At 70.4% G+C, this 15,320-nt stretch carries 11 protein-coding genes and 2 pseudogenes; 5 read left to right on the top strand and 8 right to left on the bottom strand.

The window, feature by feature from the left end; genetic code table 11:
• Nucleotides 1–158: 158 nt before the first annotated feature.
• A complete protein-coding gene (locus VKQ35_RS12070) occupies nucleotides 159–620 on the bottom strand; it encodes a hypothetical protein (RefSeq protein ID WP_324361883.1) in 462 nt (153 codons plus the stop codon).
• A gap of 195 nt (nucleotides 621–815) precedes the next feature.
• Between VKQ35_RS12070 and VKQ35_RS12065 the strand changes: the two genes are divergently transcribed.
• From VKQ35_RS12065 to VKQ35_RS12055, 3 genes are all read left to right on the top strand, one after another.
• A complete protein-coding gene (locus tag VKQ35_RS12065) occupies nucleotides 816–3,110 on the top strand; it encodes an NADP-dependent malic enzyme (RefSeq protein WP_324361881.1) in 2,295 nt (764 codons plus the stop codon).
• Nucleotides 3,111–3,283: 173 nt separating this feature from the next.
• The gene (locus tag VKQ35_RS12060; RefSeq protein WP_324361879.1) at nucleotides 3,284–4,594 is read left to right on the top strand and encodes an Hsp70 family protein; all 1,311 of its coding nucleotides are present in this window, start codon (nucleotides 3,284–3,286) and stop codon (nucleotides 4,592–4,594) included.
• Entirely contained in the window at nucleotides 4,591–5,103 is a 513-nt protein-coding gene (locus tag VKQ35_RS12055) for a DUF1697 domain-containing protein (protein WP_324361877.1), read from the top strand. The genes VKQ35_RS12060 and VKQ35_RS12055 overlap by 4 nt, the downstream gene beginning before the upstream one ends.
• Here VKQ35_RS12055 and VKQ35_RS12050 read toward each other — a convergent pair.
• The 3 genes from VKQ35_RS12050 to VKQ35_RS12040 form a co-directional block, all read right to left on the bottom strand.
• Nucleotides 5,100–6,332, bottom strand: coding sequence for an NAD(P)/FAD-dependent oxidoreductase (locus tag VKQ35_RS12050; protein WP_324361875.1), 1,233 nt, complete (start codon nucleotides 6,330–6,332; stop codon nucleotides 5,100–5,102). The genes VKQ35_RS12055 and VKQ35_RS12050 overlap by 4 nt on opposite strands.
• A 7-nt stretch (nucleotides 6,333–6,339) precedes the next feature.
• Nucleotides 6,340–9,150, bottom strand: a complete 2,811-nt coding sequence (locus VKQ35_RS12045; protein ID WP_324361873.1) for a pitrilysin family protein — start codon at nucleotides 9,148–9,150, stop codon at nucleotides 6,340–6,342.
• Nucleotides 9,151–9,246: 96 nt separating this feature from the next.
• Complete coding sequence (locus tag VKQ35_RS12040) at nucleotides 9,247–10,230, bottom strand: NADP-dependent oxidoreductase (RefSeq protein WP_324361871.1); 984 nt, start codon at nucleotides 10,228–10,230, stop codon at nucleotides 9,247–9,249.
• 318 nt (nucleotides 10,231–10,548) lie between these two features.
• Here VKQ35_RS12040 and VKQ35_RS12035 point away from each other — a divergent pair.
• Nucleotides 10,549–10,659, top strand: a pseudogene (locus VKQ35_RS12035) (hypothetical protein); the annotation flags it as partial.
• Here VKQ35_RS12035 and VKQ35_RS12030 read toward each other — a convergent pair.
• The 4 genes and pseudogenes from VKQ35_RS12030 to acs form a co-directional block, all read right to left on the bottom strand.
• Nucleotides 10,656–11,630 (bottom strand): small ribosomal subunit Rsm22 family protein, encoded by a 975-nt coding sequence (locus VKQ35_RS12030; RefSeq protein ID WP_324361869.1) that lies wholly within the window; start codon nucleotides 11,628–11,630, stop codon nucleotides 10,656–10,658. The pseudogene VKQ35_RS12035 and the gene VKQ35_RS12030 sit on opposite strands and share 4 nt — an antisense overlap.
• Nucleotides 11,627–12,223 carry an SRPBCC family protein gene (locus tag VKQ35_RS12025; protein ID WP_324361867.1) on the bottom strand — a complete coding sequence of 199 codons (597 nt, stop codon included), beginning with the start codon at nucleotides 12,221–12,223 and terminating at the stop codon, nucleotides 11,627–11,629. The genes VKQ35_RS12030 and VKQ35_RS12025 overlap by 4 nt, the downstream gene beginning before the upstream one ends.
• A 23-nt stretch (nucleotides 12,224–12,246) precedes the next feature.
• On the bottom strand, nucleotides 12,247–12,555 hold the full coding sequence (locus VKQ35_RS12020; RefSeq protein WP_414692336.1) for an AMP-binding enzyme: 309 nt from the start codon (nucleotides 12,553–12,555) through the stop codon (nucleotides 12,247–12,249).
• Between the two features lie 87 nt (nucleotides 12,556–12,642).
• A pseudogene (gene acs / locus VKQ35_RS12015) lies at nucleotides 12,643–14,520 on the bottom strand (acetate--CoA ligase); the annotation flags it as partial.
• Nucleotides 14,521–14,694: 174 nt separating this feature from the next.
• Here acs and VKQ35_RS12010 point away from each other — a divergent pair.
• The gene (locus tag VKQ35_RS12010) at nucleotides 14,695–15,234 is read left to right on the top strand and encodes a hypothetical protein (protein ID WP_324361865.1); all 540 of its coding nucleotides are present in this window, start codon (nucleotides 14,695–14,697) and stop codon (nucleotides 15,232–15,234) included.
• Nucleotides 15,235–15,320 lie beyond the last annotated feature (86 nt).

The following is a 15,320-nucleotide window of genomic DNA, read 5'->3' as shown; positions in this document are numbered from 1 at the left end:
GAGGTGGCCTGCGGAGCAGGTCGGAGGTGGGGTCTCTCAGAATTCCCTGCTTTGACCGAAGCTTCGTTTCGCAGCGGAGGGCGGAGCAAAACCCCACCGCCGTCAGCCTTCGGCCGACACCTCCTCCCACAAGGGGAGGAGGGCTCAGCAAGCGGTCGCTACTTCTTCGGCAGCATGCTCTTGATCTCGGCCTGGGTGGCGTTGATCGTCGCCGCGCCGTTGGCGACGCCGAGCTTGTCGCTGTCGACGGTGAAGGTGGACGAGCCCATGGCGATGGTGGCGACGCCACCCTTGATGGATTTGACCTCGCCGATCAGGGCGCCGGTGTTGTCCTTCACCGACATGCCGCTCATCAGGGTCGCCGAGCCCGCGTGGGCGGCGGTGTCGGCGCTGGCGCCGGTCGCGGCCGCGCTGGCCGGCGCCGCGGGGGCGGCCGAAGGCGCGGTCGGCGGATTGGTCGTGCTGGGCGTCGCGTTGGCCGGGGCCGGCGAGCTGGGGGTGGTGGCGGGCGTGGTCGCAGGCGTGCCCGGCTGGGCGGCGGGCGCCGGCGATTGCGCAAGCGTCGGGCCGGCGATCGTCAGGCCGGCGATCAGGGCGGCATAGGCGAGGGTCTTGGTCATCGGTGGGTTTCCCGTCTCAGAAGCTCCCCGACCAGCCGCTTCCAAAGCGAGCGCCGCCGCAGATTGTTCCGGAGTCGCAACCGACGCCGAGATGTGAACAGTTAATGGCCAAGCTTGAGTAAGGTTGTTTCGCCGGAGCGGGGACTCTAAGCTTCCGCTCTCATCGCAATCGCTTACGAAGGATGCTCCGCCGCCATGAGCGACGCCGAGAAACGCACCTTTACCGATGAGGAGGCTCTGGCCTTCCACCGGTACCCCACGCCGGGAAAGATCGCGATTGCGGCCACCAAGCCGATGGCGACCCAGCGCGACCTGAGCCTGGCCTATTCGCCCGGCGTCGCCGTGCCCGTGAAGGCGATCGCCGCCGACCCGGACACCGCCTACGACTACACCTCCAAGGGCAACCTGGTGGCGGTGTTCTCCAACGGTACGGCGATCCTGGGCCTGGGCAACCTGGGCGCGCTGGCGTCCAAGCCGGTGATGGAAGGCAAGGGGGTGCTGTTCAAGCGCTTCGCCGACGTCGACGCCATCGACATCGAATGCACGGCCACCGATCCCGACGAGATCATCACCGTGGCCAAGAACATCGGGGTGACCTTCGGCGGCATCAACTTGGAGGACATCAAGTCCCCCGAGTGCTTCATCGTCGAGGCCGCCCTGCAGGAACTGCTGGACATCCCGGTGTTCCACGACGACCAGCACGGCACCGCGATCATCTCCGCCGCCGGCCTGATCAACGTCTGCCACCTGACCGGCCGCGAGCTGAAGGACGTCAAGGTGGTGCTGAACGGCCCGGGCGCCGCCGGCATCGCCACGCTCGACCTGCTCAAGGCCATGGGCGTGCCGCACGACAACTGCATCGCCGTGGATTCCAAGGGCGTGCTCTACCGCGGCCGCACCGAGGCTATGAACCAGTGGAAGTCGGCCCACGCCGTCGAGACCGACAAGCGGACCCTGCAGGACGCGCTGACCGGCGCCGACGTCCTGATCGCCACCTCGGTGAAGGGCGCGATCACCCAGGACGACGTCAAGCTGATGGCGCCCAATCCGGTGATCTTCGCCATGGCCAACCCGGACCCGGAAATCCGGCCGGAAGAGGTCTATGCGGTGCGCCCCGACGCGATCGTCGCCACCGGGCGCAGCGACTATCCCAACCAGGTCAACAACGTGCTCGGCTTCCCCTACATCTTCCGCGGCGCGCTCGACGTGCGGGCGCGGCGGGTGAACATGGAGATGAAGATCGCCTGCGCCAACGCGCTGGCCCTGCTCGCGCGGGAGGACGTGCCCGACGAGGTCGCCGCCGCCTATCACGGCGTGCAGCTGAAGTTCGGGCCGCAGTACATCATCCCGACGCCCTTCGACCCGCGGCTGATCTCCTACATCCCGCCGTTCATCGCCCAGGCGGCGATGGACACCGGGGTGGCGCGCCGGCCGATCGAGGACATGGACGCCTACCGCGCCAGCCTCGCGCAACGGCTCGATCCGACGGCGGCCTTCCTGCAGAAACTGCAGGGCGCGGTGCTGTCGTCGCCGAAGAAGAAGCGGATCGTCTTCACCGAGGGCGAGGAGCCCAGCGTCATCCGCGCCGCCTACGCCTTCCAGAACGCGGGCCTGGGTTCGGCCATCCTGATCGGCCGCGAGGACCTGGTGCACGAGAACATGGTGTCGGTGGGTCTGGTCCCCGCCGAGGCCAAGCTGGAAATCCTCAACGCCCGGCTCTCGCACCGCAATTCGACCTATGTGGACTATCTCTATGGGCGGCTGCAGCGGGTCGGCTATCTGCGCCGCGACGTGCAGCGCCTGATCAACCAGGACCGCAACGCCTTTGGCGCGTCGATGGTGGCGCTGGGCGACGCCGACGGCATGGTCACCGGCGTGACGCGCTCCTTCGACCAGGTGCTGGAAGAGGTGCTGCAGGTCGTCGACCCTGTGCCGGGCGGCCGGATGATCGGCATGAGCGTGGTGCTGGCCAAGGGCCGGACCATCTTCATCGCCGACACCTCGATCACCGAGATGCCGGTGGCCGAGGACCTGGTGGAGATCGCCAAGCAGGCGGCGACCGCGGTGCGCACGCTGGGCTACGAGCCCCGCGTGGCCTTCATGAGCTACTCGACCTTCGGCAATCCCATGGGCCTGCGCTCCGACCGGGTGCGGGACGCGGTCACCATGCTCGACGGCATGGAGGGGATCGATTTCGAGTACGAGGGCGAGATGCCGCCGGAACTGGCCCTGGAGCCGGAGCTGCGCGGCAACTACCCGTTCATGCGCCTGACCGGCCCGGCCAATGTGCTGATCATGCCGGCGGTGCATTCGGCGGCGATCTCGACCCAGCTCATCCAGTCGCTCGGCGGCGCCACGGTGATCGGCCCGATCCTGCTCGGCCTCGACCGCGCGGTGCAGATCTGCCCGCTGTCGGCCTCGGTCTCGAAGATCCTGCAGATGGCCACGGTCTGCGCCTACGAGCGGCAGCTTTCGGAGACCGAAGCCTAAGCAAAAGCGTGTCATCCCGGTTTTCGCGGCGCGCGAAAGACCGGGACCCATACGCGGCTGAGTCTGAGCCTCTTCTGCAACGTCTGGTGTCTATGGGTCCCGGACAGCCGCTGGCGCGGCTTCCGGGATGACACTGGAATTGCTATGGGGCGCGCCCCGCACGGAGCGCGCGCGTGTCATCACCTTTAAGCCTCGGCATCGATTTCGGCACGACCAACACGGTCGTGGCGCTGGCCGACGCGTCGGGGCCGGCGCATCTGGTGGAGTTTCCGGCGCCGGATCGGGAGCACTTCGCCTTCCGCTCCTGCCTTTCGTTCCATGCGGGCGACCGGCCCAACGACCGCGCCATCGCCGCCGGCCCCTGGGCGATCGAGGCCTATGTGGAAGACCCCGCCGAGACCCGCTTCATCCAGTCGTTCAAGTCGTTCGCCGCCTCGGAAAGCTTCAGCGAGACGACGATTCTCAACCGCCGCTACCGCTTCGAGGACCTGCTCTCGACCTTCCTCTTGAAACTGCGGGCCTATGCGGACGCGGGCATGGCGGAGCTTCCGGAGCGGGTGATCGTCGGCCGGCCGGTGACCTTCGCCGGCGCCGCGCCCAGCGAGCCGCTGGCGCTGTCGCGCTACGAGACGGCGTTCGAACGGATGGGGTTTTCCGAGATCCTCTACGCCTACGAGCCGGTGGGCGCGGCCTTCTTCTTCGCCCGCGAGCTGGACCATGACGCGACCGTGCTGGTGGGCGACTTCGGCGGCGGTACGTCCGACTTCTCGATCATCCGCTTCGAGCGTCACGCGGGCGAGATCCGCGCGCTTCCGCTGGGCCGCTCCGGCGTCGGGGTGGCGGGCGACGCCTTCGACTACCGGATCATCGACAACCTGGTTTCGCCCGCGCTCGGCAAGGGGTCGAGCTATGCCTCCTTCGGCAAGGTCCTGCCGATCCCCAACCGCTACTATTCCGCCTTCGCGCGCTGGGACCAGCTGGCGCTGATGCGCGCCAGCCGCGACATGCGCGAGATCCGCGCCCTGGTCCGCGAGGCCATGGAGCCGGAGAAGATCCGACGGCTGGTGGAGACGCTGGACGAAAACTACGGCTACCAGCTCTACCGCTCGGTCAGCCGCCTGAAGGAGGCGCTGTCGGCGGACGAGGCGGCGCTGTTCGAGTTCGAGGCGGGGTCGATCTCGCTGAAGGGCGGCGTGCGGCGCGCGACCTTCGAGGGCTGGATCGCCCCGGAGCTGAAGCTGATCGAGACGGCGGTGGACGCAGCGCTCGCCAACGCCAACCTGACCGCCGATGGCGTCGACCGCGTGTTCCTGACCGGCGGCTCGTCCCTGGTGCCCGCCGTCCGCGCCATCTTCCACCGCCGCTTCGATGCCGGAAAAATCGAGACCGGGGCGGAACTGGAATCCATCGCCTCGGGGCTGGCGCTGATGGGCCGCGAGCGCGATCTTTCGCGCTGGACCATGCGATCCTCGGAGGCCTCATGACCGGCTACGTCGCCCTGCTGCGCGCGGTCAACGTCGGCGGGACCGGCAAGTTGCCGATGACCGAGCTGGCCGCCATGTGCCAGGCCGCCGGCCACACCGGCGTCAAGACCTACATCGCCAGCGGCAATGTGGTGTTTTCGAGCGGCAAGTCCGAGGCCGCCGTGAAGGCCGACCTGGAGGCGCGGCTGGCCGCCTACGCCGGCAAGGCGGTCGGCGTGATGGTCCGCACCGCCGCCGAGATGGCCGCCGTCCGCGACGCCAATCCGTTCCCGGACGCGCCCGGGAACCGCACCGTGGCGATCTTCCTGGACGGGGCGCCGCCCGCCGACGCCCTGGCCCACGCCACGGGCCAAAAGGACGAAGACGTGCGTCTGGGCAGGCGCGAGGTCTACGTCCTCTACAGCGACGGCATGGCGGACTCGAAGCTGAAGATCCCCGCCGCCAAGACCGGCACCGCGCGCAACATGAACACCGTGGCCAAGCTCGCCGCCATGGCCGCCGCGCTCTAGGCCAGCGCCGCCAGCGCCTCGTCCGCCGCCCGCTCGCCGCTCAGCCAGGCGCCGTGGACGGTCGAGTAGAACGTCCGGTGCGTCGCCTCGCCGGCGAAGAAGATGCGATCTTCGACCGGCGCCGCGAGGACGCCGCGCGCGCCCATGTGGCCCGGCAGGGCGTGCGAATAGGACCCGAGCGCCCACGGATCGCTCGCCCAATGGGTCTCGCCCAGCACGTGCAGCCGCCGCCGGACGCCGGCGCCCAGCAGCTCGGCGAGCTCCGCCAGGGCGAAGTCCGCCATGGCGCCCGGCCCCTGCGCCTCCAGCGCCCGCGCGCAACGCCCGCCCAGGAAGGCCTCTATATAGGGCCGCCCGAAGGGCCGCAGATGGTAACTGCCGGTCGCCGTGCGGTCCTTGTGGCCGAACAGGTGGCCCTCGACCGGCAGGTCGTCGGGCGCGTCGAGGCCGATGAACACCTTGTCCGCCAGTCCGAGGGGCAGGCCGGCGGCGGCCTCCATCTTGTCGGGCAGGCCCGGTGAGAATATCAGCCGCCCCTGCGCCAGGGCCGGGGTCGGCACGCAGACGATCGCCGCCCGCGCCGTGATCCGCCCCTTGGCGGTGTCCACGACGATCTCTGGGCCGTCATGATGGATCGTGGTCACCGGACAGCCGGTGATGACGCGGTCCAGGTCGGCGAAGCTCGCCACCGCCGCGCCATAGCCTTCGCGCACCCGCCAGTTGACGCCCGAGTCCTCGTAGGCCGCGTAGTCGAGCACCGAGACGGCCTCGAACTCGGCGCCATTGTAGTAGCTGGAAAAGGCGTCGAGCAGCGGGTTCCAGCGGCCGTTCGGCTCGAAGAAGTCGGAGGCGGGCCGGTCGACGCCCGTCTTGGCGGCGGCCTCCAGCCGCTCGTCCAGGGCGTTGAACGCCGCGCGATAGGCGCGCTGGTCGGCCTCCGAGAAGTCGCGGTTGAGGGCCTGCTTCATCCAGTGCGGCGGCGAACGGTCCAGCGTGAAGCCCGCCGCTTCGATGGGCTTCGCCAGCGGGTTCTCGTCGGCGGAATGAACCCAGCCCGCGCCGCAGTCGACCGGGAAGCCGGCGACGGTGGCGATGGTGTGCGCCCGGCCCCCGACCCGGTCCCGCGCCTCCAGGGCGACGGCGTCGACGCCGGCCGCTTTCAGCCGCCGCAGCGCCGCGATCCCCGCGGCGCCCGCGCCGACCACCACCACATCGAAGCGGTCGTTCACCTGGGCGTCACTTGCGCAGCGACGGCTTGTCCAGGTCGAGCTCGCTCACCGGGATCACCTCGACGTCCGGCCGCTTGGCCTTGAGCGCCGCGGCGAAGGTCTTGGCGTCGCCGGCGATGATCACGCTGGCCTTGGCCGGATCGAGCACGCGCGCGGCGAAGGCCTGCACCTGGGCCGGCGTCACCGCCTCGACGCGGGTGGTGTAGCGGGTGATCTCGTCCAGCGGCACGCCGTAGAGCGCGAGCGCGCCCAGGGTGTTGGCCAGGCCGCCGGTGGTCGCGAGGTTCCGGCCATAGCTGCCGACCAGGTTCGCCTTGCGCGCGGTGAGCTCGTCGGCCGAGGCCGGCGTCGCGCCCAGCGCGGTCATCTGCTCGACGATCAGGTCCAGCACCTGCGGCGCGGTCTCGTTCTTGGTCTGGGCCGCGGCGCGGAACGAGCCGGTGGTGCGGTTGGCCGACAGCGCCGAGGACGCGCCATAGGAGAGGCCCCGCTTGACCCGGATCTCCAGGTTCAGCCGCGAGGAATAGCCGCCGCCCAAGAGCGTGTTGGCGACGATGCCCGGATAGTAGTCCGGGTCGCTGCGCGCGATGCCGGGCTTGGCGAGGTTCACCGCCGCCTGGCCGGTCCCCGGCAGGTCGATGACGATGGCGCGGGGCTTGCCCTGCGGCGCGATCGCTGGCGGGGGCGGCAGCGGCGCGGCGGGCCTGGCCCAGCCGCCGAAGGTCTTTTCGGCGAGCGCGAAGCCCTGCTCCGGGGTGATGTCGCCGGTCATCACCAGCACGGCGTTGTCCGGGCGGTACCAGGCGGCGTGCAGGGCGGCGAGGTCGGCGGGCTTCAGCCGCGCGATGGAGCCGGGCGTGCCGGCCGGCACGTGGCCGAAGGGCGTGCCGGCGAACACCACCGGCGCCGCGGCCGCGGCCGAGATCTGGCCGGGTTCCTGATAGGCGACCCGCAGGCCATCCAGGGTCTGGGCCCGGTCGCGCTCCAGCTCGTCGGCCGCGAAGGCGGGGTTGCGGGCCACGTCGGCCATGATCGCCATGCCGGTGGCAAGCTTGTCCGGCATCATGTTCAGCGTCACCGACGAGGACTCCAGGCCGGCGCCGGATTCCAGGTTGGCGCCCAGCGCCTCGGTCTGCCGCGCGATCGCGCGGGCCGAGCGGGTCTTGGTGCCTTCGGTCAGCATGTCGGCGGTCATGCCGGCGACGCCGGAGAGCCCCGCCGGATCGGCCCAGCCGCCGGTCTTGATCGTCAGGTCGGCGCTGACCAGCGGCAGGTCGGAGGAGTGCGCCACGATCACCCGCAGGCCATTGGCCAGCGTCTTCTCCGCGGGCTTGGGCAGCACCGGCGTGATCGGCGTCCCCACCGGCGGCGGCGCCTGGCGCTGGCCTTCCGGCGCGAGCGTGAACACCGGCCCGGTGTAGGTCGTGACCATCTTCGGCGGCTCCGGCGCCTTCGCCGCGGCCTCGCCCTTCGGCCGCTCGCTCTCCGGGCGGTAGCGGATGGTCATGCGCAGGTTCGGCTCGAGGTATTTCCTGGCCACCCGCTGCACGTCGGCGGCGGTCACCGCCTGCAGGTCGGCGAGCTCGGTGTTGGCCTTGGCCGCGTCGCCGTCGACGCGAAGCGCATAGCCGAGCGCAAAGCCCCGTCCGTCGATGGTCTCGCGCTCGCGCAGCTTGCCGGCGATCAGCTGGGTCTTGGCGGAGTCGAGCTCGGCGGCCGTCGGCGGCGCGTCGCGCAGACGCTGGACCTGCGCCAGCAGCGCGGCCTCGCCCTCGGCGATGGTGTGGCCGGACGCCAGGATCGCGCCGACCGCGAAATTGCCCGGCTGGGCCGGCAGGTCGGCGTTGGAATAGATCTCGGCGGCGATCTGCTTGTCGTAGACCAGCGCGTCGTAAAGCCGCGACGACTTGCCGCCCGACAGCACCGCGTCCAGCACCTTCAGCGCCGGTGCGTCGGGATCCGACGCCTTCACGCCCAGCCAGGTGATCGCCACGGCCGGGAGCGGCACGTTGGGGCCATAGCCGTCGTAGACGCCGGGTTTCACGCGCGGCGGCTCGGTCACGGTCACCCGCGGCATCGGCTTGGCCGGGTTCTTCAGGGGCGCGAGGTACTTGTCGATCCAGGCGTTGAGCTCCGCCTCGTCATAGTTGCCAACCACGATCAGGGCGGCGTCGTCGGGCCGGTAGTAGGTCTCGTGGAAGGCGCGAACGTCGTCGATGGTCGCCGCGTCCAGCTCCTCGATCGAGCCGATGCCGGGGCGGTGATAGGGATGGGTCGTGTAGGTCGCCTGCGGCAGGTAGAGGGCGAACAGGCGGCCGTAGGGCGAGGCCAGCACCCGCTGGCGCAGCTCCTCCTTCACCACGTCGCGCTCGGATTTGAAGTTGGCCTCGTCAATGACCAGCGAGCCCATCCGCTCGGCCTCGGCCCAGATCAGCCGCTGCAGGTGGCTGGCCGGCACGACCTCGTAGTAGTTGGTGAAGTCGTCGTTGGTGGACGCGTTGTTGAGGCCGCCGACGTCCTCGGTCAGGCGGTCGAAGCTCTCGGCCGGCAGGTCGCGGGTCGCCTTGAACATCATGTGCTCGAAGAGGTGCGCGAAGCCGGAGCGCCCCACCGGGTCGTTCTTCGAGCCGACGCCGTACCAGACCTGCACCGTCACGTTCGGCGTCGTGCGGTCGAGGCTCTCGTAGACCTGCAGGCCGTTGGCGAGCGTCCGTTGCTTGTAGACGATCGGCGGGACCGTGCTGGGGGCGGCGACGGCGGGCGCGGCGAGCGCGAGGACGCAGGTGACGGCGAGGGCTTGAACGGCGTGGCGGATCATGGGGCTTCCCGAAAGATCGCGTGGAGCCGATGTCCTTAGCACTCCGTCGCGCCTTCGGAAGCTTACGGCTTCGTCATCCGTTCGCTTGGGCGCCCGCTACTCCGCCAGCTTCACCAGCATCTTGCCGCTGTTCTCGCCGGCCATCAGGCCGATCAGCGCGGCGGGCGCGGCGGCGATGCCGTCCCGCACCGTCTCCTGGTACTTGACCTTGCCGTCCTTCAGCCAGCCGGCCATGTCGCGCAGGAAGTCGCCCCACAGGTGCATGAAGTCGGGCGCCACGAAGCCCCGCAGCATCACCCGCGAATAGATGATGTTCGACAGGTTGCCGACATTGGAATGGCCGGAATTGTAGCCGGAGATGAAGCCGCAGACCGGAATGCGGCCCAGCGTATTCATCCGCCTGAGCGCCGCCTCCAGGTGGTCGCCGCCGACATTGTCGAAATAGACGTCGAGGCCCTTGGGTGTCGCCTCTTCCAGGGCCTGGCGGATGGGTTGGACCTTGTAGTTGATCACCGCGTCCAGCCCGATCTCGTCGCGCAGCCAGGCGGCCTTGTCGTCGGCGCCGGTGGATCCGACCACATAGCAGCCCTTGAGCTTGGCGATCTGGGCGGCGACCGAGCCGACGGCGCCGGCGGCGGTGGAGACAAACACCTGCTCGCCGTCCTTCAGCTGCCCGATATGCAAGAGGCCGCCATAGGCCGTGAAGCCGGTGCCGCCCAGCGCGTGCATGTGGACGCTCAACGGCAGGTCCGGGTCGGGGCTGAGCTTGTTCAGCCCCTTGCCGTCGGAGGTGAAATATTCGCGGAAGCCCTGCCGGTGGGAGACCAGGTCGCCGGCCGCATAGCCGTCCAGCCGCGACTGCACGACCCGGCCGATCGCGCCGCCCATCATGGGTTCGTCCAGCGCCTGGCCGGCGGTGAGCCTGGGCCGCATGGCCGGGTCCACCGACATCAAGAGGTTCTGCACCAGCACCTGGCCGTCGGCGGCGTCCCCCACTTCGCGCTCCACCAGGGCGAAGTTCTCCGGCGTGGGCGCGCCGGTCGGACGTTGCACGAGATGGATCTCACGGCTCTTGGGCATGGGATGGCTCTTCTTTGAAATGCTCGATCTGGAAATGCCGGGACGTTGTGAACCCGCGCCGCCACCCCCTCAAGTGTCATCGGGGCCGGACCCGCCGAGGCGATCGGTTGAGGGCGCATCGTCCAGATGCCACCCGGCCTTAGACCTCATGGATGATGCGAGCTTGGCGGTCCGGGCAAGTCAAGGAGCGGCCCTTGGCCGCCCGCGTCGCGGCGCGCCCCTGGCGCGTCCTTGAGTTGCCCGGACCGCCAAGCAAACTGGCCGCCATGAGATTTAAGCCACCACCTCCCGGCGGCTGAACTGAACATCTAATCCCGTCATCCCGGCCGCAGCGAAGCGGAGAGCCGGGACCCAGGGGCTCAGGCTGTGCGGCGACCCCTGGGTCCCGGATCGGCTCTTCGGCCGTCCGGGATGACGAGGGTGGTTTAGACCACGTCGCCCCAGTCCAGGCGGCGCGCAAGGGCGTAAGCCGCCTTGTCGCGCTTGGGAACCACGCGCGGCTCCACCTCACCGTCCAGCCCGCAGAGCTTCAGAGCGATCCCCGGCTTGGCTGTGCGCGGCGGGGCGAGGACGCGCGGCCGCGGGGGCCCCGCGGCGACCCCCGACCGCGCAGCCACCAGGTAGCTGAACCGCTCGTCCTCGAAGGGAACCACCGCGTCCTTGGCCAGTCGATGGTCGCGGCTGCGTGGCAGGCGGACCGAGAAATGACACCAGTCCTCGCCCACCAGCGGGCACGCCGCCTGGTGTGGGCAGGGGGCGAGCACGGTCGCGCCCGCGGCCAGCAGCGTCGCGCGCGCCGCCAGGATGCGCGCATAGCCGGCCGGCGCGCCGGGCTCGACGATCGCCAGCAGGCCGGTTGTGGCGGCCCACAATTCGGTGATTGTCGAAGTCTGCTTGTCAGGTGCGATCTCGGCCAGGGCGTAGCTGGCGACAACGAGGTCGGCCCTCGGCCACGGACCGGCCGAGGTGAGGTCGCCCCGCTGGGCCTGCGCGCCCTGCAGCGCCGGCGGGCCGCCGCTGGCCAGCTGCGCCGCCAGGGTCAGGAAGGGCGTGCTGGCGTCGAGCCAGGTCACCGCCGCAAGCCCCGGCCAGACCTGCGCCGCCGCCCAGCTCGCCGCCCCGGTCCCGGCCCCTGCGTCGAGCAGGGTCTGGGGCGCAAAGCCCGGCGCCCTCCGCGCCGCCTCGGCGAGCACGGTGGCGCAGGCCGCATAGGTGGCCGGGAGCCGGGTCAGCGCATAGGCCAAGGCGTCGTCGGCCTCGCGGATCACCCCCGACGAGGGCCGGCCCGCGCGGTAGGCCTCCGAAGTCCGCGCCGCGCGCTCGGCCAGGCCCTTGCGGGGCACGCCCTCCAGGGCGCGGTCCAGGGCGGCGCGCAGGGGCGCCGGCAGGTCGGGGTTCATGGCGCCGGCGCGCGCGCCAGGGCCTCGCGCCGCAGCGCCAGCAGCGCCATGGGGACGTCGTGGCGCAGCGCCAGCCTCGCCACCCAGCCCGGGACCGCGAAAGGCGCGGCGACGCGGGCCTGGTAGGTCACCCGCACCTGGTCGCCGTGCGGCTCCAGTTTCCAGTCGCCCTCGAAGATCTTCAGGTCGCCGCCGGTGCTGTGGAAGGCCATGGCCCGCGGCGGCTCGAAATCCTCGCGGTAGACCGTGCGCACCGAGGGCGCGAAGGTCATCTTGCTGATCTCCTCGCGGACGTCCCAGCGGCCCTGCGGGTCGCGCTCCAGCACCCGGCAGCTCTTCAGGTTGGCGACCATCTTCGGGGCGAGGTCGCAGTCGGTCATCACGGCGAAGACCACGGCCTGCGGCGCGGCGACGTCGATGGCGGCCAGGATCACGCCCGACGAGCCGTCGGCGGCCGGGCTGACCTCCACGAACGGCCGCCCGCGCGCCAGTTGCGCCTGCGCGCGCTCCGGCAGCTCGGCGGCGCAGGCAGCGCTCGCCGCAGCCGCCAGCACGCCGACAGCCAGCGCGCCGATCAGGAGGAGGGTGCGCATGGCGCCAGCCGGTCGCTAAGCGCCTAGGCGCTCGCCGGGGATTTCAGCAGTTCGTCCAGCACCGCCGGATCGACGAGCCCCGCGGGGTCGCCCAGGTTGGCGAGGTCGCCCGCCGCCACTTTGCGCAGGATGCGGCGCGCCACCGAGCCGGACTTGGCGCGCGGCAGGGCGGAGAGGAACCGCACCTCCACCGGGGCCGCGGCCGGGCCGATCTCGCGGCGGACCAGGCCCTTCAGGTCGGCTTCCAGGATGTCGCTGGCCTTGGAGCCGGCGGCGACCACCACATAGGCGTGGACCCCGTCGGCGGCGCCGACGCAGGCCGCCTCGGCCACGTCGTCGTGGCCCTCCAGCACCCGCTCGATCTCGCCGGCGTCGAGCCGAACGCCCGCCACCGTCAGGATGTCGGCGCCGCCGTCCTCGGCCCGGTTGCGCACCAGGTCGTCGACCACGCTGGGGTCGGCCAGGGTCGAGGTGTCGCCGAGGTTGGCGATGTCGCCCTCGGCGACCTTGCGCAGAATCCGGCGCATGATCTTGCCGGACCGGGTCTTGGGCAGGCCCGGCGCGAACTGGATCACGTCCGGCGCGGCGAAGGGGCCGATCTCGCGGCGCACCCAGCCCTTCAGCTCCGGCTCCAGGCTGGCGGTGATCTCGACATCGGCCTTCAGCGTCACGAAGCAGTAGATGCCCTGGCCCTTGATCTCGTGCGGATAACCGACGACCGCCGCCTCGGCGACCTTGGGGTCGGCGACGAGCGCGCTCTCGATCTCGGCGGTGCCCAGCCGGTGGCCGGAGACATTGATCACGTCGTCCACGCGGCCGGTGATCCAGTAATAGCCATCCTCGTCGCGGCGGGCGCCGTCGCCGGTGAAGTACTTGCCGGGATAGGTGGTGAAATAGGTGGTGATGAACCGCTCGTGGTCGCCGTAGACCGTGCGCATCTGGCCGGGCCAGCTGTCGGTCAGGCACAGGTTGCCGCTGATCGCGCCCTCCAGCACCTTGCCGTCGGCGTCGACCAGCTGCGGCTTCACGCCCGGCAGGGGCTTGGCGCAGGAGCCGGGCTTCAGCGCCGTCGCGCCCGGCAGCGGCGTCATCAGGCAGGCGCCGGTCTCGGTCTGCCACCAGGTGTCGACGATCGGGCAGCGGCCCTCGCCGACCACCCGGTGGTACCAGAGCCAGGCCTCCGGATTGATCGGCTCGCCGACCGTGCCCAGCAGGCGGATGGACGACCGCGAGGTGCGCGTCACCGGCGCCTCGCCCTCGCGCATCAGGGCGCGGATGGCGGTGGGCGCGGTATAGAAGATCTCGACCTTGTGCTTGTCGCAGACCTCCCAGAAGCGCGACGAGGTCGGGTAGTTCGGCACCCCCTCGAACATCACGCTGGTCGCCGCGTTGGCGAGCGGGCCGTAGACCACGTAGCTGTGGCCGGTGACCCAACCCACGTCGGCGGTGCACCAGAAGACCTCGCCCGGCCGGTAGTCGAAGACCAGCTCGTGGGTGTGAGCCGCCCAGGTCAGATAGCCACCCGTCGTATGGAGCACGCCCTTCGGCTTTCCGGTCGAGCCGGAGGTGTAGAGGATGAACAGCGGGTCCTCGGCGTTCATCGGCTCGGGGTCGCACTGGTCGGAGACGCTGGCCTTCACGTCGGAATAGAAGACGTCGCGGCCGTCTTTCATCGGCACCTCGGCCTTGGTGCGGCGGACCACGATCACGTCGGTGACGCCCGGGCACGACGCCAGCGCCTCGTCGACGTTCTTCTTCAGCGGCACGGGCTTGCCGCCGCGCAGGCCTTCGTCGGCGGTGATGACGATCCTGGAGTCGCAGTCCTGGATGCGGCCGGCGATGCTGTCGGGCGAAAAGCCGCCGAAGATCACCGAATGGATCGCCCCGATCCGCGCGCAGGCCAGCATGGCGTAGGCCGCCTGCGGGATCATCGGCAGGTAGATGGTGACGCGGTCGCCCTTCTTGACGCCCTTGGCCTTCAGCACATTGGCCATGCGGCAGACTTCGGAGTGCAGCTGGCCGTAGGTGATCTCGTCGCTGATCGAGCCGTCGTCGCTCTCCCAGATGAGCGCCGTCTGGTTGGCGCTGGCCGGCAGGTGGCGGTCGATGCAGTTGACCGAGACGTTCAAGACCCCGTCGGCGTACCACTTCACGCGGAAGTCCTTGGCGTCGAACGAGACGTCCTTCACCTGGGTGAACGGGGTGATCCAGTCGAGGCGCTGGCCGACCTCGCGCCAATAGCCCTCGGGATCGGCCTCGACGCGGGCCACGGCCGCCTCATAGCCCGCCGCGGTCATCCGCGCGTTCTTGGCCCAGGCCTCGGGAACCGGAAAGACTTCGCTGTCGGACACCGCACTTCACTCCCGAATTTTTCCGTCCCCAGATTGGAGTATGCGGAGAGGGCAGGCTTAGGCAACAACCCCAAGACAGCAATGGGCCGGCGATGCTTGCCCCATCCGGCGAGCCCGGCCATGGTCCCGGGCATGCAGGTGAAGGGTCCGGTCGTCGCGTTCAGCGTGCTTGCGCTCCTCCTGGGCGGCTGCGGCCTGGGCGCCCGGCGCTCAGGCTCGGCGGCGATCGCGAACTTCCTGGCCGCGGCCCAGAAGGACGACCGGGCGGCCTTCGAGGCGGCGCTCGACCGGCCCGCCCTGCGCTCCGACCTCAGCGAACAGCTGGCCGATGTCGGCAAGACCCACGAGGTCGACGTCGGCGGCCCTTCGGAATTTGCGCTCGACCGGATGATCTCGCCCCAGGCGATCCGGCTGACCGCGGCGCGCGTCGCGCCCGGCTGGCCGGCCGCGCCGACGGCGGCCCAGATCGTCCCACACATGAAGGCGCGGGGCCTCACCTTCGTCTGCCTGGAGGAGGCCGCCACGAAGAAGTGCCTGCTCTCCTTCCGGCGGGAAAACGGAACCTGGAAGCTGGCGGCCATGGCCTTCACCCCGCCGCCGGCCGCCGCGGCGACCTCGCAGGGCCCGCACGCCGCGACCACGGACGGCGAGCCCCGCTAGCGTCGGCGCGTCTGAAGCCCTATGCCGGGCCATCCCCTGAACGAGGCCTTCCCATGCTGCTGCACCTCTCGACCTGGCAAGAGATC

This window comes from Phenylobacterium sp. (assembly GCF_035309685.1).
Taxonomy (GTDB): domain Bacteria; phylum Pseudomonadota; class Alphaproteobacteria; order Caulobacterales; family Caulobacteraceae; genus Phenylobacterium.
The sequence above is the reverse complement of the archived record's forward strand: the minus strand, read 5'-3'. Positions and strand labels throughout refer to the sequence as shown.

Coding starts and splice junctions, on each gene's coding strand:
- VKQ35_RS12065 (WP_324361881.1), top strand. CDS start 816: ATGAGCGACGCCGAGAAACGCACCTTTACCGATGAGGAGGCTCTGGCC.
- VKQ35_RS12025 (WP_324361867.1), bottom strand. CDS start 12,223: ATGCGCACCCTCCTCCTGATCGGCGCGCTGGCTGTCGGCGTGCTGGCG.
- VKQ35_RS12070 (WP_324361883.1), bottom strand. CDS start 620: ATGACCAAGACCCTCGCCTATGCCGCCCTGATCGCCGGCCTGACGATC.
- VKQ35_RS12030 (WP_324361869.1), bottom strand. CDS start 11,630: ATGAACCCCGACCTGCCGGCGCCCCTGCGCGCCGCCCTGGACCGCGCC.
- VKQ35_RS12010 (WP_324361865.1), top strand. CDS start 14,695: ATGGTCCCGGGCATGCAGGTGAAGGGTCCGGTCGTCGCGTTCAGCGTG.
- VKQ35_RS12045 (WP_324361873.1), bottom strand. CDS start 9,150: ATGATCCGCCACGCCGTTCAAGCCCTCGCCGTCACCTGCGTCCTCGCG.
- VKQ35_RS12040 (WP_324361871.1), bottom strand. CDS start 10,230: ATGCCCAAGAGCCGTGAGATCCATCTCGTGCAACGTCCGACCGGCGCG.
- VKQ35_RS12055 (WP_324361877.1), top strand. CDS start 4,591: ATGACCGGCTACGTCGCCCTGCTGCGCGCGGTCAACGTCGGCGGGACC.